Consider the following 21,385-nt stretch of genomic DNA (forward strand, 5'->3'; position numbering starts at 1 on the left):
GCTACTGGCCCCAGGCCTCGAACTCGTAGATGCGGGCGGCCGGGTCGGTGTTCTGGGTGGGCTTGGTGACGACCAGCCGGACGTAGCGGGCGGTGGTGGTCACCGGGTGGGTGGTGGTGCCCGCGGTGTTGCCGGTGACGTCGGCGACCGTCGTCCAGGGGTCGGTGGTGTTCGAGCGGACCTGGATCGAGAAGTCGCGGGTGTTGAAGGCCGCGCTCTCGCCGCCCGCGCCCGCGTGCTTGACCACGAACTTGGACAGCTGCTTGGCCGAACCGAGGTCCACCTCAAGCCACTTGGAGCTGTTCAGGCTGCACCACTTGTCGCCGGTGCCGCCGTTGACGGTGCCGTTGACGGCCTTGGCCGGGCCCTCGTTGGCGTTGCACTGGCCGGAGGCGGTGGCCGGGCGGTTCAGCGCCAGGTTGCCGCCGGTCGCGGGCGGCGTGCCCGTCCAGCCGACGGTGGTGGAGGCGGCCGTGGAGCGGCCGTAGGTGGTGGAGACGGCCTCGACGTCGAGGGTGGTGGCGTCCTCGGTGCCGGCCCGGTCGAGCCGCCCGACGTAGTACGCGTCGTTGGGGGTCGCGCCGAGGAAGGTCCGGCTGCCGTCGGCGTTGCGCCGGTACACCTCGTAGTGGTGGACGTCGCCGCCGGGCGCGGCCGTCCAGGAGAGCCGCAGCGACTGGCTGGAGCCCGCCGTCACGTCGCTCGCGCCGAGGACGGTGAGGCCGCTGGGCGCCGCCGGGGCGCCCACCTCGCCGTCGTGGACGGAGATCTGGCCGATCCGCACGTCGTAGGCGGGGTCGGTGCCGTCGGCCCGGAGGGCGAGCTGGGCGATGGTGCGGCCCGCGTACGGGGCGAGGTCGAGGGCGTGCCGCTCCCAGCCGGTACCGGAGTTGGCGCCGACGTCGATCGTGGTGAAGCTGTTCGGCGCGTCGGTGAAGGACACCGCGGCCTTGAGCTTGGTGGGCCCGGCGGCCGGGGTCTTGACCACCAGGTCCAGCTTGGTGTTCGCGGCGACGGGCAGTTTGGTCTCGTACAGCCGCACGGTGTTGGCGGCGTCCAGGGTGCCGGTGAGGCGCAGCGAGGAGCCGCCCTGGTAGGCGTCGGTGAAGTCGACGGACGGGGTGAGCCGGCTGCCGCTGGAGTCGACCATCCACCGGTAGGTCGGCGGGACGTCCTGGAGGGACAGGTTGTTCCAGCCGCCGGTGGCGACCCGGGTGCCGGCGGAGTTGTAGAAGTCCCCCTGCCCGGTGTTGAAGTTGGTGACGAAGGGCTTGGCGGTGATCGGCGAGGACTCGGCGACGTAGCCGGCCAGGCCGGGCCAGTTGTCGGCGGGGTTGGCCTTGGACGGGTCGTTGTTGGCGCCGACCCAGTAGCGGGCGTCCTTGGCATAGAAGTCGGCCCGGTCGGTGGCGGACTTCCAGGTCCATTCGGGCCGGTAGAGGCCGAGCGAGGTGGTGTGCGGCCGGCCGGCCGGGAAGAGGGAGTTCCAGTCGACGCCGGTGTTGTAGCCGTTGGCCTCGGTGTCGATGCCGGAGTAGAGGTCGTACTCGCTGCGGCCGAGTTGCCGGGCCAGTGCGCGGGAGGAGTTCAGGCCGCCGGAGCTCCAGTTGAAGTTCAGGAACATCGAGTCCGAGGTGCGCTTCGAACCGTCCTGGAGGAACGGGGAGTTGGCGGAGGTGAGGGCGTTCTGCCAGTTGACCGAGCCGGAGGTGGTCATGGCGTCGTACCACATGAACTCGGTGCCGCTCTTGGCCTTGCTGTACTGCATGAGGTTGCGCACTTCGGTGGCGAGGGCCGAATCCCCGCCGCCGGTCTCCTGGTTGATGAACCAGCCGTCGAAGCCGTAGTACTGGGCGGCCTGGGCGAGCTTGTCGGCGACGGGGTAGCTGTTGCCGGACTTCTGGACGAAGTCGCGGAGCCACTGGAGCTGACCGCCGTAGGCGGCGGGCGGGAAGAAGACGGTGCCGTAGACCTTGACGCCGTTGCGGTGGGCGGCGTCGATGACGGTCGGGTTGGGGGCGAGGATCAGGCCCTCGCCGGCCGAGCCGCCCCAGAAGACCAGCTTGTCGACGTACTGCCAGTAGCCGAAGGCGTAGTAGTTGGGGTCGGCGGAGCCCTGGGAGGGGTTGTTGGAGGTGGGCCCGAAGGAGACCAGGGAGGCGATCTTCCCTTCGCCGGTGCGGGCGTTGGGGTTGGCCTTGAGGGCGGGGTCGCTGGTGCGCGGCTGGAGCGGGACGCTGGAGCGGTTGAAGCGGGCGTCCGGGTCGGTGGCCGGGTCCCAGTTGAGGATGGTGGAGGGGTACCAGTACGAGGCGTAGGGCTGGGCGCCAGGGGTGCCGGGGGTGCCGGCGGCCGGGGTGGTGGGCGCCTGCGGCCCGGCGTGGGCGGCGGGGGCGGCGCCCAGCACGGCGGCCGCGAGGGCGGCGCTGAGCAGCAGGGGTATCCGTCGTGACATGCGTGGCTCCGATCGAGCGGAGGTGGGTGGGGGCGGGCCGTCGGCGTGGACGGGCCGGGTGCATGTGGGCGTGGCGGTGCGCGAGGAGGCGGGGCGACCGCGTCGCCGCTGCGGCCTGCGCAGCGGCGACGCGGCGGGCCCGCGGGGGGAGCGGGCCTGCGGAGGGTGCGGGCCCGGCAAGATCGGCCGGACAGGGCCTGGGTGCGCGCCGGGCGGAGGCCGCTCGGCGCAGCGAACCTAAACCGGTTCAGGAGCGCTGTCAACGACTCGCGCAGCAACCACCCCGTCGGGTGGCTCGGCCCCCGGCGGCGAGGTGGACTCGCGCACGGTCAGCCGCGGCGTGGGCATCTGCAGGTCGCGCCCGGAGCCGGCCTCGTCGAGGGCCGCCAGCAGGCTGCGGGCGACCTGCTCGCCGAGCGCGAAGGTGTCCCGGCTGAGCGCGGTCAGCGGCGGGTGGACGATCCGGGCCAGCACCGAGTCGTCGAAGGAGACGATGGACAGTTCGGCGGGCACCGCGACGCCCATCTCCCCGGCCACGCCGAGCCCGGCGACGGCCATCACGTCGCTGTCGTAGACGATCGCGGTGGGCCGCCGGGGCCGGGAGAGCAGGGTGCGGGTGGCGGCGGCGCCCTCGGCGTCGCTGAAGTCGGTGGGCACCGACACGGCCTCCTCCAGCCCGAGCCGGCGGGAGGCGTCGCGCAGCGCGCGGATCCGGCGCTGGGTGTGCTGGAAGTGCGGCAGCCCGGCGAGGTGGGCGATCCGGCGGTGCCCGATGGCGGCCAGGTAGTCGACGATGGAGAGCATCGCCTCCCGGTCGTCGGCCCAGATCCGCAGCGGGCCGCCGCCCTTGCCGGGCCCGCCCAGGATGACGGCGGGCAGGCCGAGTTCGTCCAGCACCGGCAGCCGCGGGTCGCGGACCTGGAGGTCGACGACGATGAAGCCGTCGACCCGGTGCTCGGAGGCCCAGCGCCGGTAGACCTCGATCTCGGCGGCGGTGTCCTCGACCACCATGAGGTGCAGCGCGACGGAGCTGGCCGAGAGCACCGCCTGGAGGCCGGACAGCAGTTGGCTGAAGAACGGCTCGACGCCGATGGTGCGGGCCGGGCGGGCGATCACCAGCCCGACGGCGTCGGCCCTGGCTCCGCCGAGGGCCCGCGCGGCGCTGTGCGGGCGCCAGTTCATCTCCTCGGCGACCCGCAGGATCCGGGCCCTGGTCGCCTCGCTCACGCCGGGGCGGCCGTTGAGCGCGAAGGACACCGCGCCCTTGGAGACACCGGCCTGGCGCGCGATGTCGGCGATCGTCGGTCTGGCCACAGAACCCGACTCCTCTCTTGACATCCAAGTTTAGGCGGGAGCATAGTCCCTGGCATAGCTAGACCGGTTTAGTAAGACAGGTTCTGGAACTCGGCACCACCCCCGTGACCCAAAACCACCCCCCGAGCTCGGCACGATCCCCCACCCACCCCCAGGACCGGGAGACCCTCATGCGAAGAATCTGGGCGGCACTGACCACGACGGCGTTCACCGCGGCCGCACTCACCGGCTGCGGACTCGGCTCCAGCGAAAGCAAGAACAGCGACAGCGTGGCGAGTGCGGCCGCCACCGGCGAGGTCAAGGGCAAGGTCTCGATCCAGACCTGGGCGCTCAAGCCGAAGTTCACCGACTACGTCCAAGGCGTCCTCGACGGCTTCAAGAAGAAGTACCCCGGCGTCGAGGTCGAGTGGCTCGACCAGCCCGGCGAGGGCTACTCCGACAAGGTCCTCAGCCAGGCCGCGTCCGGCGGCCTGCCCGACGTGGTCAACCTCCCGCCGGACTTCGCCTTCCCGCTGGCCAAGAAGGACCTCCTGCTGGACGTCCTCAAGGCCGACCCCAAGCTCGCCGACGAGTACGTCGCAGGCGGCGTCGAGGCCTACCGCTACACCGGCCTGAACGGCACCTTCGGCTACCCGTGGTACCTCAACACCGATGTGAACTACTGGAATTCGGAACTCCTGACGAAGAACGGACTGGACCCGAAGAAGCTCCCCGCCAGCCTGGACGACCTGATCGCCCAGTCCCGGGCGATGAAGGAGAAGTCCGGCGGCCAGACCTACCTGATGAGCCGCAAGCCGGGCCTCGGCGACCTCTACAACGCCGGCGTGAAGCTGATGTCCGACGACGGCAAGTCCTTCACCTTCAACACCCCCGAGGCCGCCGCGCTGCTCGACAAGTACCGCGACGCCTTCAAGGAGGGCCTGCTGCCCAAGGACGTGCTGACCAACACCTACGTCGGCAACTCCAAGCTCTTCAACGCGGGCACGGCGGCCTGGACCACCGGCGGCGGCAACTTCATCACCAGCCTCGCCACCGACAACCCGACGATGGCCCCGAAGATGCTCTCCTCCCCCACCATGGGTGTCCCGCCGCTGTACGTGCAGGGCCTGACCATCCCGAAGACCACCAAGAACCCGGCCGCCGCCGTCGCCCTCGCCCGCTGGGTCACCAGCCCCGAGAACCAGGCCGCGTTCTCCCACCTGACCAGCGTCTTCCCGTCCACCAAGGCCTCCGCGAACGACCCGTTCTTCAGCAAGAGCGACGGCACCAACGCCGGCGACGCCAAGGTGGTCGCCTTCGACTCGCTCGCCAAGGCCAAGCTGATCCAGCCCGTCCAGGTCGACGACGCCATGAGCACCATCATCAACCAGCAGATCGCGCTGGCCATCAGCGGCGACGCGAGCTCCAAGCAGGCGCTGGACTCCGCCGTCGAGCAGTGCAACAAGCTGCTCAAGGGCTGACGGCCGACCGCCACCCCGACCGTACCGGTCAAGCGGCGGGCCGCCCCCGCCCGCCGCACCCGGGAATGACCCGCACCACCCCCAGGAAGGCAACGGCATGACCCACCGGCGTTGGTTCACCCCCTGGCTGCTCGCCGGGCCCGCGATACTCTGGCTGGCCGTCTTCAACCTCTGGCCGGCCGTCAACACGGTGATCCTGTCCTTCACCAGCGCCAAGCCCCTGGGCGGCGGGCAGTTCACCGGCCTGGAGAACTACGGGCGCCTGCTCGACGACGAACAGCTCGCCGACGCCCTGCTCAACAGCATCGTCTTCATGCTGGTCTGCCTGCCCCTGCTGACCGTCCTGCCGCTGCTGCTCGCCCTGCTCGTCCAGCGCAAGGTCCCCGGCATCACCTTCTTCCGCACCGCCTTCTACACCCCGGTCATCGCCTCCGCCGTCGTGGTGGCGCTGATCTGGGGCTGGGTGCTGGACGACCGCGGCCTGGTCAACGGCCTGCTCCAGCAGTCCGGGATGACCGACTCCCCGGTCGCCTTCCTCACCGACCGCTGGCTGCTGCTGTTCAGCGCGATCGCCCTGACCGTCTGGAAGGGCTTCGGCTACTACATGGTCATCTACCTGTCCGCCCTCGCCAACGTCCCGCGCGAACTGCACGAGGCGGCGGCCGTCGACGGCGCCAGCCCGATCCGCCGGTTCTGGCACGTCACCCTGCCCGGGGTGCGGCCGACCATGATGCTGGTCTCCGTCCTCATCTCGGTCAGCGCGCTGCGCGTCTTCTCCGAGCTGTACGTGCTCTCCCACGGCCAGGGCGGCCCGGGCGGGCGGGACATGTCGGTGGTGATGCTGATCCAGATGTACAGCCGCGGCTTCAACGGACACCTCGGCTACGCCTCCGCGCTCAGCCTGATGCTGTTCGTCATCACCCTCGGCCCGATGCTGCTGCTGATGCGCCTGAACCGGAAGGCGGCCTGAACCCCGTGACCTCCCCCCGTTCGAAGGCCGCCCGCCGCGCTCAAGACTCGCAGGGCTCGCAGGGACCCCGGGGCTCCCAGGGCTCCCGGGGTTTCAACACCCCCTCCCCCGCCCAGACCGCCGGCCGCTACCTGCTCCTGGTGCTCGTCCTGCTGCTGGTGGTCGGGCCGTTCCTGTGGCAGCTCTCCACCTCCCTCAAGGGTCCCAACGAGGACGTCTACACCAGCACCCCGAGCTTCATCCCCGAACAGCTGACCTTCGGCAACTACGGCAAGGTCGCCGAGACCATCCCGGTCTGGACCTACGCCCTCAACTCGCTGATCGTCGCCGCCATCTGCATCACCGGCAACGTGGTCGGCTGCACCCTGGCCGGCTACGCGCTCGCCCGGCTGCGCTTCCGCGGCGCCAAGCTCGTCCTCGGCCTCTTCCTCGCCACCCTGGTGCTCCCCGGCGAGGTCACCATCGTCTCCCAGTACGTGCTGGTGCGCGGCCTCGGTCTGGCCGACAGCCTGACCGGCGTCGCCCTGCCCGGCGCGATCGCCATGCTCAACGTGCTGCTGATGCGCACCGCCTTCGCCGCCGTCCCGCTCGAACTAGACCAGGCCGCCCTGGTCGACGGCGCCACCGTGTGGCAGCGCCTCTGGCACATCAGCCTGCCCAACGTGCGCGGCATGCTCAGCGTGATCGTCATCTTCACCTTCATCGGTGCCTGGGACGACTTCCTCTGGCCGCTGATCGTGCTCAACGACCCGCAGAAGTACACCCTCACCGTCGGACTCCAGTACCTCAACGGCACCTTCTCCGCGAACCCGCGGCTGATCGCGGCCGGCACCATGATCGCCTTCCTGCCGATCGTCGTGGTGTTCGGCGTCTGCCAGCGCTTCTTCTTCAAGGGCGTCGAGGAGGGAGCCGTCAAGGGTTAGGCCGTCCGACCGAGGACGTGTCCGACGATTCCTGACCCCACCGCCCGTTCGCCCCAAACCCGTTGAGGAATCACCCGCCCATGAGCACCCCCGCACCGCAGCGCCCCCGCTTCGGCGTCAACTACACGCCCAGCGCCGGCTGGTTCCACCACTGGCTCGACTTCGACCTCGACGCCGTCCGCGCCGACTTCGACTCCATCGCCGCACTCGGCCTGGACCACGTCCGGGTCTTCCCGCTCTGGCCGCTGTTCCAGCCCAACCGCACCCTGATCCGCCCGCGCGCCGTCGAGCAGCTGGCGGCCCTGGTGGACGCGGCCGGCGAACGCGGCCTGGACGTCGCGGTGGACGGCCTCCAGGGCCACCTGTCGAGCTTCGACTTCCTGCCCTCCTGGACCCAGACCTGGCACCGGCGCAACATCTTCACCGACCCCGAGGTCCTCGACGGCCAGGCCGCCTACCTGCGCACCCTCGCCGAGGCGCTGCACGAGCGGCCCAACTTCCTCGGCATGACGCTCGGCAACGAGATCAACCAGTTCTCCGGCGAGCCGCACCCCGATCCCGACCGGATCACCCCCGGGCAGGCCGACGCCTGGCTGCGCCGGATGCTCGACGCCTGCGAGCAGGGCGCGCCCGGCCGGATGCACCTGCACGCCTCCTACGACGCCGCCTGGTACCTGGACGAACACCCTTTCACCCCCTGGCACTCGGCCCGGATCGGCGCCGCCACCGCCGTGCACTCCTGGGTGTTCAACGGCACCGCCCAGCGCTACGGCGCCCACTCCACCGCCACCGCGCAGCACGCCGCCTACCTGGTCGAGCTCTCCAAGGCCTGGGCGGACGACCCGGCCCGCCCGGTCTGGCTCCAGGAGGTCGGCGCCCCCGCCCCGCACATCACCGCCGAGGACGCCGCCCGGTTCACCGGCGCCACCGTCGAGGCCGTGCTGGACTGCCCGGACGTGTGGGGCGTCACCTGGTGGTGCTCGCACGACGTGGACCGCTCGCTGGCCGACTTCCCCGAGCTGGAGTACAGCCTCGGCCTGCTCACCACCGACCGCGCGGTCAAGCCGGCCGGCGCCCGGCTGGCCGAGGCCGCCGCCGAGGCGCGCCGCTCCTGGCAGCCGCCCGCGCCGCGCACCACCGCCGTGGTGGTGGCCACCGGGGACGAGGTGACCGCGCCCAAGCGCTCGGTCTGCGGGCCCGGCGGCGCCGTCTACGAGGCGTTCATGCGCCTCGCCGAGGCGGGCGCCCGCCCGACCACCGTCCTCGCCGAGCACGCCGAGGACCGGGCCCACCTGGCCGCGCGCGGGATCACCGAGGTGGTCCACCCGGACGACGTACGGTCCCTGTAACCCTTCGCCCCAGCCGTTACCCCTCAGTCACGATCCTCACTCACGCCCCTCAGACACGCCCCTCAGTCACGCAACGGAGCCCGCTGACATGCACGATGACCGCACGCTGGTCGAGTCCCGCCTCAAGCGCGTCCTGGACGAGCGCATCCGCCCGGCCGTCTACCCCGAGTCCGTCCCGCTGGAGGTCGGCATCTGGACGGCGCCCGGCGAGCCCGTCCCGGTCGCCGAGGGCCTGGCCGCGCCGCGCACCCCGATCGCGGTCGGCGACGCCTGGGGCGCGCCGTGGGGCACCAGCTGGATCACCGTGACCGGCACCGTGCCGCAGGCCTGGGCCGGGCGGACGGTCGAGGCGCTGATCGACCTCGGCTTCGACGCCAACATGCCCGGCTTCCAGTGCGAGGGCCTGGTCTACCGCCCGGACGGCACCCCGGTGAAGGGCCTCAACCCGCAGAACCAGTGGGTGCGCGTCGCCGCCCCCGCGGCCGGCGGCGAGCAGGTGCTGCTGCACGTCGAGGCGGCCTCCAACCCGGTCATCCTGGACTACCACCCCTTCCTGCCCACCGAGTTGGGCGACAAGGACACCGCCGGCGACCAGCCGCAGTACAAGCTGACCCGGATGGACCTCGCCGTCTTCGACGAGACGGTCTGGCAGCTGGTGATCGACCTGGAGGTGCTCGGCGAGCTGATGGCCGAGCTGCCGGTGGACGGCGCCCGCCGCTGGGACGTCCTGCGCGCGGTCGAGCGGGCGCTCGACGCGATCGACCTCCAGGACGTCAACGGCACGGCGGCCGCCGCCCGTTCGGAGCTCGCCGGGGTGCTGGCCGCGCCCGCCGTGCCGTCCGCGCACCGGATCAGTGCGATCGGCCACGCGCACATCGACTCGGCCTGGCTCTGGCCGCTGCGCGAGACCGTCCGCAAGGTGGCGCGCACCACCGCCAACATGACCGCGCTGCTGGAGGACGAGCCGGACTTCCTCTACACCATGTCCCAGGCGCAGCAGTTCGCCTGGATCAAGGAGCACCGCCCCGAGGTGTACGCCCGGGTGCAGAAGGCCGTGGCGGAGGGCCGGTTCGTCCCGGCCGGCGGCATGTGGGTCGAGTCCGACACCAACATGCCCAGCTCGGAGGCGATGGCCCGGCAGTTCGTGCACGGCAAGCGGTTCTTCCTGGACGAGTTCGGGGTGGAGAACCACGAGGCGTGGCTGCCCGACACCTTCGGCTTCACCGGCGGCCTGCCGCAGATCATCCGCAACGCGGGCTCCAAGTGGCTGCTGACGCAGAAGATCTCGTGGAGCCAGATCAACAAGTTCCCGCACCACACCTTCCTCTGGGAGGGCATCGACGGGACGAGGATCTTCACCCACTTCCCGCCCGTGGACACCTACAACTGCTCCATGAAGGGCAGCGAGATCGCCCACGCTGCAAGGAACTTCAAGGACAAGGGAGTGGCCCGGCACTCGCTCGCCCCGACCGGCTGGGGCGACGGCGGCGGCGGCACCACCCGAGAGATGGTCGCCAAGGCGGGCCGGATGAAGGACCTGGAGGGCTCGGCCACCGTCCGCTGGGAGAAGCCCGCCGAGTTCTTCGCCAAGGCCGAGGCCGAGTACCCGAACCCGCCGGTCTGGGTCGGCGAGCTCTACCTGGAGCTGCACCGGGCCACCCTGACCAGCCAGGCGAAGACCAAGCAGGGCAACCGGCGCAGCGAGAACCTGCTGCGCGAGGCCGAACTCTGGTGCGCCACCGCGTCGTTGCGCACCGGCGCGGCCTACCCGTACGAGCAGCTGGACCGGATCTGGAAGACCGTCCTGCTGCACCAGTTCCACGACATCCTGCCCGGCTCCTCCATCGCCTGGGTGCACCGCGAGGCCGAGGCGACGTACGCGGCGCTGGCCGCGGAGCTGGACTCGCTGATCGACGGCGCCCAGCAGGCCCTCGCCGGGGACACCGCCGGCGGGCACGAGCTGGTGTTCAACTCGGCGCCGCACCCGCGCTCGGCCGTCCCGGCCGGCGGGGCCGCCCCGGCCGTGTTCGGCGCGGGCGTCTGCGAGGTCGTCGAGCGGCCCGAGGGCGGCTTCCTGCTGCGCAACGGGCTGCTGGACGTGGTCGTGGACGCCGAAGGCCTGGTGGCGTCGGTGGTCGAGGTGGCGAGCGGCCGCGAGAGCGTCGCCCCCGGCACCCGGGCCAACCTGCTCCAACTGCACCCGGACTTCCCCAACATGTGGGACGCCTGGGACGTCGACCAGTTCTACCGCAACACTGTCACCGACCTGACCGCCGTGGACGCGCTGACGGCGCTCTCCGCCCCCGACCAGGCCACCGTCCGGGTCGCGCGCTCCTTCGGCTCGTCCACCGTCGTCCAGACGCTCACCCTGCGGGCGGGCGAGCAGCGGCTCGACATCGACACCGAGGTCGACTGGCACGAGACCGAGAAGTTCCTCAAGGCCGCGTTCCCGCTGGACGTGCACACCGAGCGGTACGCCGCCGAGACCCAGTTCGGCCACCTCTACCGGCCCACCCACACCAACACCAGCTGGGACGCCGCCAAGTTCGAGGCCTGCAACCACCGCTTCGTCCACCTCGACGAGCCCGGCTGGGGCGTCGCCCTCGTCACCGCCTCCACCTACGGCCACGACGTCACCCGCGCCGTGCGCGACACCGACGGCGGCACCACCACCACCGTCCGCTTCTCGCTGCTGCGCGCGCCCCGCTTCCCCGACCCGAAGACCGACCAGGGCCTGCACCGCTTCCGGCACGCCCTCGTCCCGGGCGCGGCGATCGGCGACGCCGTCCGCGAGGGCTACCGGATCGGCCTGCCCGAGCGGCGCGTCACCGGCAGCGCCGAGCAGGTCGCGCCGCTGGTGCGGCTCGACAACGACGCGCTGGTGGTCAGCGCGGTCAAGCTCGCCGACGACCGCAGCGGCGACCTGATCGTCCGGGTCTACGAGGCCGGCGGCGGCCGCGCCCGTGGCCTGCTCACCACCTCCTACCCGCTGGCCGGCGCCGTCCCCTGCGACCTGCTGGAGCGGCCCTGGGACGGCACCCGCGGCGAGGTGGCCGTGGAGGACGGCGCGGTGCGGCTGGCGCTGCGGCCGTTCGAGCTGGTCACGCTGCGCCTGAGCGCGGCGGGCTGAGCACGGCCGACTGACGGCGGGGCCCTGCCATCCGGGGCCCTGCCGTTGGGGGCCCTGCCGTTCGGAGCCTTGCCGTTGGGGGTCTCGCACCCCCGCCCGCCGCGTCCCGCGTGCCGCACTACGCTGATCGGCGCCCCGGCCCGCCCGCCGGGGCGCCACCCCCGCCCGAACCCGCCTGGAGCCCGCCGCGATGACCCTCACCCCGCCGCCCGCCGCCACCCCGCTGTTCGCCGCCGTGGACATCGGCGGCACCAAGATCGCCGGGGCGCTGGTCGACGGCCACGGGCGGCTGCGGCACCGGCTCCAACTGCCCACCCCGGCCCGGGAGCCGGGCGCGGCCGTGCTCGCCGTCGTGCACGAGGTGCTGGACCGGCTCGCCGGCACCGCCGACTGGGCCGCCGTGACGGCCGTCGGGATCGGCAGCGCCGGCCCGGTCGACCTCGCCGCCGGCACCGTCAGCCCCGTCAACATCCCCGGCTGGCGCGACTTCCCGCTGGTCGCCGAGGTCGCCACGCACCCGGCGGTGGCCGCCCGGCGGCCGCCCGTCCACCTGGCCGGGGACGGCGTCGCGATGGCCGCCGCCGAGCACTGGCAGGGCGCCGCCCGGGGCGCGGCCAACGCGCTGTGCCTGGTGGTGTCGACCGGGGTCGGCGCCGGGCTGGTGCTCGACGGCGCCGTCCGGCCCGGCCCCAGCGGCAACGCCGGCCACCTCGGCCACATCACCGTCGACCTGGACGGCGAGCCCTGCCCGTGCGGCTCGCGCGGCTGCCTGGAGGGCCTCGCCAGCGGCACCGCGATCGCCCGCCGGGCCCTCGCCGAGGGCTGGCGCCCGGCCGGGGAGGACCGCTCGGCGCGGGCCGTCGCCGCCGGCGCCGAGGCGGGCGACCCGGTCGCGCTCGCCTCCTTCGACCGCGCCGCCCAGGCTCTCGCAGCCGGGATCGCCGCCACCGCGGCCCTGGTCGACCTCGACCGGGTGGTGGTCGGCGGCGGCGTCGCCACCGCCGGCGACGTCCTGTTCGCACCGCTCGCCCGCCACCTCGACCGCTACGCCACGCTGTCCTACATCCGCGGCCTCGACGTCCGCCGCGCCGAACTCGGCACCGATGCCGGGCTGATCGGCGCGGCCGCGCTCTGCCGCTGACCCGAACCCCTCGGAGGCCGCGCCATGTCGCTCCCGCCCTTCGCCCTGCTCCACAACCCGGTCCGCCCGTACGCGTGGGGCTCGCCCACCGCCATCCCCGCACTGACCGGCACCGCGCCGACCGGCGCCCCGCAGGCCGAACTGTGGATGGGCGCACACCCGTCGGCGCCCTCCGAGCTGCTGGCTCCGGACGGCGCCGGCGGGCCGCAGCCGCTGGACGAACTCATCCAGCGATACCCGAACGCCATGCTCGGGCCGGACACCGTGGGGCGGTTCGGCCCGGCGCTGCCGTTCCTGTTCAAGGTGCTGGCCGCCGACCGGGCGCTCTCCCTCCAGGTCCACCCGACCCGGACCCAGGCGGCGGCCGGGTACGCGGCCGAGGAGGCCCGCGGGGTCCCGCTCGACGCACCCGAGCGGGTCTTCAAGGACCCCGGGCACAAGCCCGAACTCATCTGCGCCCTCGGGGACTTCGAAGCACTGTGCGGATTCCGCCCGGCCGCCGACACGGCCCGGCTGCTGGACGCACTCGACGTCCCGCTGCTCGCCCCCTGGGCGGACGACCTGCGCGCGCAGCCCGCCGCCGAGGTCCTGCCCGCGCTGCTGCGCCGGGTCCTGGCCGAGGACCGGCCCAGCCGCCCCCAACTCGGCGACGTCACCAGGGCGTTGCACCGGCTCGCGGCCGAGGGCGGCCCGTTCGCCGAGGCCTGCGCCGGCTACGCCCGCGCCGCCGCGCAGTACCCCGGCGACCCGGGCCTGATCGCCGCGCTGCTGCTCAACCACGTCCGGCTCACGGCGGGCCAGGCCCTCTACCTGGACGCCGGCGTGCCACACGCCTACCTCCGGGGCGTGGGTGTGGAGTTGATGGCCAACTCGGACAACGTGCTGCGCTGCGGGCTCACCCCCAAGCACGTCGACGTCGACGGACTGCTGGCGGTCACGTCCTTCCGCACCGGTGAACCGCATGTCCTCGCGGCGCTCCCAGGAGACCGGTTCGAGGAAGAATTCCCCTCCCCCGCCGAGGAGTTCCGACTCTCCCGGCTGCGCCCCGGCCCGGCCGCCGTCCGCGCCGAGCTGCCCACCCCGCAGATCCTGCTGTGCGTCGAGGGCCACGCCCGACTGCACGCCCCCGGCTTCGCGGACCTCGACCTCCCCCGGGGCGCGTCCGCCTACCTGCGGCCGGGCGCCGGACCGGTCGAGCTGACCGGCCGGGGTGCGGAGCTGTTCCGGGCCACCACCGGCGCGCCGGCCCAGGCCGACACCGGGTGGCCGAACAGCAGGTCGTAGCCGTCCGGGAGCTGCTCGACCACACGGTCGACCAGTTCCCCCGGGGCCAGGTCGGCGAGGGTGCCGAGCACGGCCCCGATGTCCCACGGCCCGGTCGCCTCGGTCGCGCCGTCGATCCAGCCGACCACACCGCGCACGAAGCGCTCGGCGGTCAGCGGTCCGGCGGCGGGCCCGGCATCGCGCAGCAGCGGGGCGTACGCCTCGGGCAGCGCGTCGGCGAGCTCGGCCCGTTCGGCCCCGACCAGGTGCTCACCGAGCAGTGCGAGCACGACCCGGATGGCGTGCTCCGCCTCCGCCTCGCTCGGGTACTCCCCGCAGTCGACGACGCGGGCGCGGAAGTCCTCCGGGGAGATGGTCATCGCGTCCTCCTTCCGGTCGGCGGGGACCGGCTGCGTTCCGTCCGGAAGCCGGAGGCCGAGAGCCGCCGGCCCTCGCGCGGACGATCCGTGGCCCGGTGGCCCGGTGGCCCGATGGTGGCGGACGGCCCGTGGCGGACGGCTGGTGGCGGCGAGGTCCGGTCGGCTGCGCCGTCACGGCCCGTGACCGCCTGGGGTTCGCCGGTACCCGTGCTGCTCAGCGTACTGCGGCACGGCGGCACGGCGGCAGGGAGACCGGCCGGACGGATCGACGCCGTTGTCGATCACGTCGCCGGCCCGCGCCCTGCCCGGCGCGGGGCCACCAGGGGCCCGGGTGTCAGGCCGCCGAGGCCCGACACCGTCTGCGGGTGCGGTGCGGCAGCGCGGCACCCGTGCGGGCCGCCACGCGCTGCGGCGGCGGCGCCGTGACCGGCACGGCCGGCGCGGTGGGCACAGCGGGCACAGCCGGAACGGCGGGGGCCCGCACCTCGTCCGGCATAAACGCCTCGAGAAAACGCCGCTCGTTCGAACTGAGTTTGCGCGAGCGGCCGGATTCACGATCCCGCGCGACCACCACGGTCCTGGCCCGCATAAACGTCAGCGGGTCACGGCAGACATCCACCACGATATGCGTGGAACTCCGCCCGATCCGTTCAACCGTCAACTGCACCGACAATGGCTCGGGCCGGTGGTACAACTGCTCCAGAAAATCGATCTCGTGTCGCGCGATAATGAATCCGGACGGGAACAGGGCGTCCCGGACGGCGGTCTCGTGGTGGCAGAACATGTCGTAAATCCCCTCCTGGACGTAGCCGACCAGCCGGGCGTTGTTGATGTGCCCGTTCTCGTCGACGTCGCTCCACCGGGTGGGGCAGGACAGCACGTGCACGCCCGGGTGCAGCGCGCTCACTGCTGCGTCAGCCCGGCGCCGGTCGCGGCGGGGAGCAGTGCCCGGCGCAACCTGGCGTAGTAACCGGACTGTTCGGCCGCCATCCGGGCCGCCGTCCAACCCTCCTCGGCCGCTTCCGCGGCGACCTGGACGACCAGGCTGTCGAGCACCGCGTCAACCGACCGGCAGAGTTCGGCGACCGCCGCGAGACGCTCGGTGACATCCGCGCCTCCGGCCGCGCCCCGGGCCGGGAAAGCGGCCAGCGATTCCGCCGCGAGCTGCAGGTCGTCGACGGTGTCCGGCATTTTCTCCGGCATGTTTTCCGGCATCAAATTCGACACGTTTTTCTCCATGACTCAATCCGGCCATTACGGCCCGGTAGCTGGTGTTCGAATACACCGAATCGGTGTCGGCCCCCCGACGCCTTCGACGCTATCCCAGCCGACACGGTGGACGGATGGTTTACGGACGGCGACGGGAAACTCACTTCTATTGGAGTAGTTTGCCGGGGTACACAATATGCCCCATCATCCGAATGCCGTCGGCAGAACGGGTGGCATCGCCGACCCGAACCCCGAAACCGGCACCTGCACGTCGAAAATCTGCTACCAGCCTCCCCACCACCTCGCCTTGTAGAGGTGCGTCCCCCGCAGCATCCGCGTCCCGTCCGGCCGGTGCAGGGTGATCACCGAGGTGCACCAGGAGCACGGCCCGCTGTGGTCGGGGGCCACGGTCAGCAGCCGTCCGGTGCCGGGCTCGTCCCCGACGCTCTTCACGTCCCGGACGGCTGCGGGGTCGTCCAGCCGCACGGCGGAGAAGCGGTCGGCCGCCGGGTCGTACCGCCACAGGCCGGTCAGCGTGCTCACCCAGAACCGCCCCGGCTCGGCCAGCACCGGCGCGAGGTCGTGCCCGCCGGGGTCGGGCAGCGGCGTCGACCGGACGGCGGTCAGGGTGGGCGCCGCCGGGGTGCCGCCCACCCGCAGCGCGGTCAGCACGTCGTCGCCGAGCACCCAGAGCAGGCCCGTCCGGCCGTCCCAGTGCACGCCGTGCGCGCCCGGGAGCGGGTAGCCGGCGTGGGCGGTGGCACGCGGCCCCTGCGAGGCCGCGTACAGCCGCACCCACCCGCCACCGCTCGCCGCGACCGCGACGTTGCCGTCCGGCAGCAGCTCGATGCTGTGCGGATTGGCCGCCCCGCCCAGGTCCGCCGCCCAGCGCGTCGCGCCGGTGGTGGTGTCCACGACGGCGGCCAGGCCGCCGGAGGCGGTGGTCAGCAGGTAGCGCCGGCCCTGCCGGACCCGGCTCTTCGCCTCGTCCGGATTCGCCCAGCTCCGCGCGGGCGTCAGGTCCGCGAGCCCGGCCGCCCGGTCGGCGCTCCAGCCCCACACGACCGGCAGCCGCCCCGGGCCCCGGTAGGCCATCAGCTCCTCGGCGCTCTGCAGCACCAGGACGCTACGGGACTCCTGGTCCACCACCACGACCGCCCACCCGGGCGACCTGGCCTGCGCGCCGGTCGCCGGCACGCAGAACAGCAGGACGCACAGGGCGCACAGGGCCGCCGGCCTTCTCCTCAGCACGCCCCCACCGTGCTTGCTCCCGGGCCGCTTTGCACGGTGGAGCGTCCGAACGGCCGTGGCGATCACGGTGGCGGATCCGGGGTGGCGGATCCGCCACCGTGCTCGCCACCGTCCGGCGTGCTCGCCGCCGTCCGCGCCGCTACCTCCCGGAGACGACGTCCGCGACGCGGGCGATCGGCGAGGTGGTGGCCCGTCCGCCCTCCTCCTGGCGGTCCGCCGCGTGGTAGGCCGCGTACATCGCGTGCACCCCGATCCAGCGCAGCGGCTCGGGCTCCCAGCGGCGCACGGTGTGGCCCACCCAGGGCAGCCCGGTCAGCCCGGTGTCCCGCCCGAGGACCAGGTCGCGCAGGGTCCGGCCCGCCAGGTTCGTCGTGGTCACCCCGCTGCCGACGTACCCGCCCGCCCAGCCGAGACCACTCGCCCGGTCCAGCTCCACCGTGGCGCACCAGTCCCGGGGCACGCCGAGCACGCCCGCCCAGGCGTGGTCGATCCGGGCGCTCGCGGCCGCCGGGAAGAAGCGGTTCAGGATCTGCCGGAGCTGGCGCACGGTCTCCACCTGGGTGCCGCCGTCGGCGTCCGTCCGCGAGCCGAACCGGTACGGCACACCCCGGCCGCCCAGCGCGATCCGGTCGTCCGCGGTGCGCTGCGCGTACATGTAGGCGTGCGCGAAGTCGCCCAGCACCTCGCGACCCTGCCAGCCCGCGTCCGCCCAGAAGGCGGGCGGCAGCGGCTCGGTGGCGATCATCGCCGAGTTCATCGGCAGCCAGGTCCGCCGCTCGCCGCGCAGGCCGGCCGTGAACCCCTCGGTGGCGCGCAGCACGTACTCGGCGGTCACCGTGCCCTGCGGCGTCACCGCGCGCGGCCGGGCGTACGCGGTGCCCGGCAGGATCGCCGTCACCGCCGTCCCCTCGTGCACCGCCACCCCGAGATCCCGCACCACCCGCGCCAACCCGCGTACCAGCTCCGCCGGTTGGATCCGTGCACCGTACGGCGTCCAGGTGCCGCCGAGAGTGCCCGCGACGGCGATCCGGTCGGCGGCCTCCTTCGCGCCCAGCAGCTCGACGCGGCCCTCGCCGTACGCCCGCTCGGCGGCGGCGAAAGCCTTGAGTCGCTCCAACTGGGCTCTGTTCCTGGCGACTTCGAGCACCCCGCCGCGCACGATGTGCGCGTCGATCCGCTCGGCGGCGGCGACGTCCACGACCTCCCCGACCGCCTCGTCCATCGCCCGCTGCATCGCCGCCGCCGCACCCGGGCCGTACCGCTTCGCGAACGCGCCCCGGCCCGCGAACCCGTTGTACAGCCACCCGCCGTTGCGCCCCGAGGCGCCGTAACCGCAGAACCGGCGCTCCAGCACCGCGATCCGCAACGACGGCTCCGCCTTCTTCAGGTAGTACGCCGTCCACAGCCCGGTGTACCCGCCGCCGACGATGCACACGTCCACATCCGCGCTCCCGGGCAACGCCGGCCCCGGCTCCGGCAGCCCACTCGCCGCGTACCAGAACGACACCTCGCCGTTGACCGCCACCAGAACCTCCCACACCCGTCGCCGACCTGCCCGGACGCTACGCCGCACCGGTCACGCCGGAACACCCCCACACTGCCAAGATCCCCCCGCCCGGCCAGCCACCCTGTCAGACCGCCAACAGCTCCAGCACCCGCATCCAGCTGCACGCCCCGGCATGAACTCCGCGACCCGCACCCCCATCCTCCGCAGCCTCGCCAAGCTCGCGTCGCCCGACAACTGGACGGCCTGGGCGATCTTCTGGGCAGGCACCGGGAGTACGGCCCGGTGCGTGAATACCTGACACGATTCGACGAAGCGAGCAGAATCCGGCTCCTGCTACTCGCCGACATCATCCCGTCACCTCGGGGAGGTTCATCGTGAGGCCCGCACCCACCGACACCGAAGCCTGGAACGCCTACCTCTCCGAAGGCAACGCCAGGCAGGCCCGCAAGCGTGTCTCGGCCGACGTCATCCTGCGAGACGAGAGCAGCCACATCCTGACCGTCAACCCGACCTACAAGGACGGCTGGGACCTGCCGGGCGGCATGGCCGAGGCCAACGAACCCCCTGACCAGGCAGCCGTGCGGGAGCTGCGCGAGGAGTTGGGCCTCGACATCGCCGTCCGTGCCCTCCTCGTCGTGGACTGGGTGGCACCGCACGGGCCCTGGGACGACCAGATCGCGTTCATCTTCGACGCCGGAACCCTCGCCCCCGCCCTTGCCGCCAACGTCCGTCCACATGACGACGAACTCTCCGAAGCACTCTTCCTCCCAGCACCCGAGGTGGCTGCCCGGTTGCGGGCGCGCCAACACACCCGCCTCCAAGCCGCACTCCGCGCACTCGCCGACGGCCGCACCCGCTACCTGCGGGACGGGGAGGAGCCATGGCAGCTCTGACTCACCGTCACACACCAACGGCTGGATCGCAGTTCATACCCCGCAGGTCGTAGGCCGCCAGGACCACGGCTCCGACCCCCGCTCCTCCTGCGCGCGGACGACCGTCGCCGGTGCCGCGTGGTGCCCTGGTGGTCCCGGGCGCGCCGGCCCGGCGAGAGGAGACGCTCCGTGAACCCGTCCACGCCGTACAGGATTCGACCATTCCGGCTCAGCGCAGCGGCCGTCGCCGCAGGCGTCCTGCTGTTCGGCGTGGCCGCCGCGCCGGCAGCCCAGGCGGCGGGCCTCCGAGCCGACGTCGTCCAGCAGCGGCTCGACGCGCTGGTCCGGCAGGATGGTGTGCCCGGCGCGCTGGCCACCGTGCGGGATCGGAACGGGCACGCCCGCACCTACACGGCCGGGGTGGGCGATCTGGCCACCGGCGCGGTGGTGCCCGTGGACGGGCAGGTCCGGGCGGGCAGCAACACCAAGTCCTTCACGGCCGTCGCCGTCCTGCAGCTCGTCGCCGAGGGCAAGGTCGATCTGGAGGCCTCCCTCGACACCTACCTGCCGGGCCTCGTGCGCGGCACCGGTGCCGACGGCAGCCGCATCGACGGGCGGAAGATCACCGTCCATCAGATCCTCCAGCACACCAGCGGCCTGCCCGACTACACCCACTTCCTGCCCGACCAGAGCCTCTCCCAGTACCACGAGCCCCGCGACCTGCTCGACCTCGCGCTCGCCCAGAAGCCCGACTTCGAGCCCGGCAAGGGCTGGAAGTACTGCAACACGGGCTACCTGATCGCCGGTCTGATCATTCAGAAGGTCACCGGGCGGCCCGCCGGCGAGGAGATCACCCGCCGGGTCATCGACCGCATCGGCCTGCGCCACACGTACTTCCCCGCCCAGGGCGACATGACGGTGCACGAGCGCCACCCGCACGGCTACGTCACCGAGGAGCCCGGTGGCCAGCCGCTGGACGTCACCGAGCAGGACATGTCCTGGGCCTGGACGGCCGGCGCCCTGGTCTCCACGAACAGCGACCTCAACCGCTTCTTCCGTGCCCTGCTCGGCGGCGAGTTGCTGGCCCCGGCCCAGCTCGCCCAGATGCAGGTCACCGTCCCCGCCGAGTACATGGGCCCCGGCGGCCGGTACGGGCTGGGGCTCGCCAGCCGCCCGCTGTCCTGCGGCGGCGTGTACTGGGGCCACGGCGGCACGCTCCCGGGCTACGCGACCCGCGGTGGTGTCACCGAGGACGGTCGCGCCGCCGACATCGCCGTCACCACCCTGCCCTCCGCCGATGTCAAGCAGCGCGTCGCCGACGCCGTCGACGCCGCGCTCTGCCGCTGAGGCGGTCAGACGCGAGAGTGGACCCCGGGCGACGACCGTGCCCGCCCCCGCGTCACGGGGCGGGCACGGCCGCTCATCCGCGGTCTCAGCCGATGGTGGATCCGGTGACGGGCTCGGAGAGTTCGACGGTCTTGCCGTTCAGGCCGGCCTTGACGAACTGCCAGGTGAGGCCGTTGATGACGCCCTGGCCGAGCGGGGCCAGCTGGGCGAAGGCGGGCTGGCTGAGGTCGAGGTGGCTGGCGTCACAGGACGGGCACTTGTCCCTGACCGGAACGGTGACGGTCTTGCCCTGGTAGCTGACCTTGACCGAAATGCCCTGACACAGGGGGTCGTTGTTGGGGTTGGCGCTGGTCCACCAGGTGTGGGAGACCGCGACGAGCATCTGGTTGGAGGCGTTGATCTGGGTGCCGCAGGCGCCGTAGCCGGCGTCGTTGTAGTAGGTGGCCTTGCCGGCCATGGGCGTGTTGATCGGTATCGCCGCGCTGGCGGTACCGGCGGTGAGGGCGATGAGGGCGGCGGCCGCGAGCGGGGCGCCCGCGAGGATCCTGAGGTTCTTGCTGATGGCGCGCATGGTTCCCTCCGGTTCTCTAGCCATGGACATGACAGGCAGAAGTCGCCGAAGCCGCAGGGGACTTCAGCGAGACCGCCCGATGTCCGTCCGAGTGAAGAGAACGTATACGCCCGACGGCGGCATGGTCCAGACCGCCGACATGTTGACATGAACACAAGTCAGGAATCTTTACCAATACGGCCGAAGGGGCGAAGATACGTGACCGCACCGCGCCGCAGGGTGTTGACAGGCCACCACGCCCAC

17 protein-coding genes are annotated in these 21,385 nt (G+C 72.6%); 9 read left to right on the plus strand and 8 right to left on the minus strand.

Annotation, left to right across the window (positions count from 1 at the left end):
- Window position 1: 1 nt before the first annotated feature.
- Together AB0R04_RS09515 and AB0R04_RS09520 are read right to left on the minus strand one after the other, a co-directional pair.
- Window positions 2-2,455: a discoidin domain-containing protein gene (locus tag AB0R04_RS09515; protein ID WP_363369565.1), complete on the minus strand. Its 2,454-nt coding sequence runs from the start codon at window positions 2,453-2,455 to the stop codon at window positions 2-4.
- 237 nt (window positions 2,456-2,692) lie between these two features.
- Window positions 2,693-3,769 (minus strand): LacI family DNA-binding transcriptional regulator, encoded by a 1,077-nt coding sequence (locus AB0R04_RS09520; protein WP_363369566.1) that lies wholly within the window; start codon window positions 3,767-3,769, stop codon window positions 2,693-2,695.
- Between the two features lie 170 nt (window positions 3,770-3,939).
- Between AB0R04_RS09520 and AB0R04_RS09525 the strand changes: the two genes are divergently transcribed.
- The 7 genes from AB0R04_RS09525 to manA all read left to right on the plus strand — a co-directional run bounded on the left by AB0R04_RS09525 (window position 3,940) and on the right by manA (window position 14,026).
- Entirely contained in the window at window positions 3,940-5,229 is a 1,290-nt protein-coding gene (locus AB0R04_RS09525; RefSeq protein WP_363369568.1) for a sugar ABC transporter substrate-binding protein, read from the plus strand.
- A gap of 97 nt (window positions 5,230-5,326) precedes the next feature.
- Window positions 5,327-6,199, plus strand: coding sequence for a sugar ABC transporter permease (locus tag AB0R04_RS09530; protein WP_363369570.1), 873 nt, complete (start codon window positions 5,327-5,329; stop codon window positions 6,197-6,199).
- Window positions 6,200-6,204: 5 nt separating this feature from the next.
- Window positions 6,205-7,122: a carbohydrate ABC transporter permease gene (locus tag AB0R04_RS09535; RefSeq protein WP_363369572.1), complete on the plus strand. Its 918-nt coding sequence runs from the start codon at window positions 6,205-6,207 to the stop codon at window positions 7,120-7,122.
- Window positions 7,123-7,202: 80 nt separating this feature from the next.
- Window positions 7,203-8,471, plus strand: a complete 1,269-nt coding sequence (locus tag AB0R04_RS09540) for a glycosyl hydrolase (RefSeq protein ID WP_363369575.1) — start codon at window positions 7,203-7,205, stop codon at window positions 8,469-8,471.
- Between the two features lie 88 nt (window positions 8,472-8,559).
- On the plus strand, window positions 8,560-11,601 hold the full coding sequence (locus AB0R04_RS09545; protein WP_363369577.1) for a glycoside hydrolase family 38 C-terminal domain-containing protein: 3,042 nt from the start codon (window positions 8,560-8,562) through the stop codon (window positions 11,599-11,601).
- Window positions 11,602-11,791: 190 nt separating this feature from the next.
- A complete protein-coding gene (locus AB0R04_RS09550) occupies window positions 11,792-12,742 on the plus strand; it encodes an ROK family protein (protein WP_363369579.1) in 951 nt (316 codons plus the stop codon).
- Window positions 12,743-12,766: 24 nt separating this feature from the next.
- Window positions 12,767-14,026, plus strand: coding sequence for a mannose-6-phosphate isomerase, class I (gene manA, locus AB0R04_RS09555; protein ID WP_363369581.1), 1,260 nt, complete (start codon window positions 12,767-12,769; stop codon window positions 14,024-14,026).
- On the opposite strand, the gene AB0R04_RS09560 is transcribed toward manA, so the two are convergent.
- The 5 genes from AB0R04_RS09560 to AB0R04_RS09580 all read right to left on the minus strand — a co-directional run bounded on the left by AB0R04_RS09560 (window position 13,909) and on the right by AB0R04_RS09580 (window position 18,373).
- Window positions 13,909-14,385 carry a DUF2267 domain-containing protein gene (locus AB0R04_RS09560; protein WP_363369583.1) on the minus strand — a complete coding sequence of 159 codons (477 nt, stop codon included), beginning with the start codon at window positions 14,383-14,385 and terminating at the stop codon, window positions 13,909-13,911. The two genes, manA and AB0R04_RS09560, sit on opposite strands and share 118 nt — an antisense overlap.
- 334 nt (window positions 14,386-14,719) lie before the next feature.
- Entirely contained in the window at window positions 14,720-15,292 is a 573-nt protein-coding gene (locus AB0R04_RS09565; protein ID WP_363369585.1) for a thioesterase family protein, read from the minus strand.
- Window positions 15,289-15,624, minus strand: a complete 336-nt coding sequence (locus tag AB0R04_RS09570; RefSeq protein WP_063346410.1) for a hypothetical protein — start codon at window positions 15,622-15,624, stop codon at window positions 15,289-15,291. The genes AB0R04_RS09565 and AB0R04_RS09570 overlap by 4 nt, the downstream gene beginning before the upstream one ends.
- 252 nt (window positions 15,625-15,876) lie before the next feature.
- On the minus strand, window positions 15,877-16,845 hold the full coding sequence (locus AB0R04_RS09575; RefSeq protein WP_363369587.1) for a DUF6528 family protein: 969 nt from the start codon (window positions 16,843-16,845) through the stop codon (window positions 15,877-15,879).
- 139 nt (window positions 16,846-16,984) lie between these two features.
- Window positions 16,985-18,373 (minus strand): FAD-binding oxidoreductase, encoded by a 1,389-nt coding sequence (locus tag AB0R04_RS09580; RefSeq protein ID WP_363369764.1) that lies wholly within the window; start codon window positions 18,371-18,373, stop codon window positions 16,985-16,987.
- A gap of 353 nt (window positions 18,374-18,726) precedes the next feature.
- Between AB0R04_RS09580 and AB0R04_RS09585 the strand changes: the two genes are divergently transcribed.
- Complete coding sequence (locus AB0R04_RS09585; RefSeq protein ID WP_363369589.1) at window positions 18,727-19,245, plus strand: NUDIX hydrolase; 519 nt, start codon at window positions 18,727-18,729, stop codon at window positions 19,243-19,245.
- Between the two features lie 168 nt (window positions 19,246-19,413).
- Window positions 19,414-20,571: a serine hydrolase domain-containing protein gene (locus AB0R04_RS09590; RefSeq protein ID WP_363369591.1), complete on the plus strand. Its 1,158-nt coding sequence runs from the start codon at window positions 19,414-19,416 to the stop codon at window positions 20,569-20,571.
- Between the two features lie 85 nt (window positions 20,572-20,656).
- On the opposite strand, the gene AB0R04_RS09595 is transcribed toward AB0R04_RS09590, so the two are convergent.
- Window positions 20,657-21,142, minus strand: coding sequence for a cysteine/serine endopeptidase inhibitor (locus AB0R04_RS09595; RefSeq protein ID WP_350880735.1), 486 nt, complete (start codon window positions 21,140-21,142; stop codon window positions 20,657-20,659).
- Between the last annotated feature and the right edge of the window lie 243 nt (window positions 21,143-21,385).

The sequence above is a fragment of the Kitasatospora sp. NPDC056731 genome, assembly GCF_040687675.1.
Classification (GTDB): domain Bacteria; phylum Actinomycetota; class Actinomycetes; order Streptomycetales; family Streptomycetaceae; genus Kitasatospora.

Coding starts and splice junctions, on each gene's coding strand:
- AB0R04_RS09515 (WP_363369565.1), bottom strand. CDS start 2,455: ATGTCACGACGGATACCCCTGCTGCTCAGCGCCGCCCTCGCGGCCGCC.
- AB0R04_RS09525 (WP_363369568.1), top strand. CDS start 3,940: ATGCGAAGAATCTGGGCGGCACTGACCACGACGGCGTTCACCGCGGCC.
- AB0R04_RS09530 (WP_363369570.1), top strand. CDS start 5,327: ATGACCCACCGGCGTTGGTTCACCCCCTGGCTGCTCGCCGGGCCCGCG.
- AB0R04_RS09540 (WP_363369575.1), top strand. CDS start 7,203: ATGAGCACCCCCGCACCGCAGCGCCCCCGCTTCGGCGTCAACTACACG.
- AB0R04_RS09545 (WP_363369577.1), top strand. CDS start 8,560: ATGCACGATGACCGCACGCTGGTCGAGTCCCGCCTCAAGCGCGTCCTG.
- AB0R04_RS09550 (WP_363369579.1), top strand. CDS start 11,792: ATGACCCTCACCCCGCCGCCCGCCGCCACCCCGCTGTTCGCCGCCGTG.
- manA (WP_363369581.1), top strand. CDS start 12,767: ATGTCGCTCCCGCCCTTCGCCCTGCTCCACAACCCGGTCCGCCCGTAC.
- AB0R04_RS09560 (WP_363369583.1), bottom strand. CDS start 14,385: ATGACCATCTCCCCGGAGGACTTCCGCGCCCGCGTCGTCGACTGCGGG.
- AB0R04_RS09570 (WP_063346410.1), bottom strand. CDS start 15,624: ATGGAGAAAAACGTGTCGAATTTGATGCCGGAAAACATGCCGGAGAAA.
- AB0R04_RS09595 (WP_350880735.1), bottom strand. CDS start 21,142: ATGCGCGCCATCAGCAAGAACCTCAGGATCCTCGCGGGCGCCCCGCTC.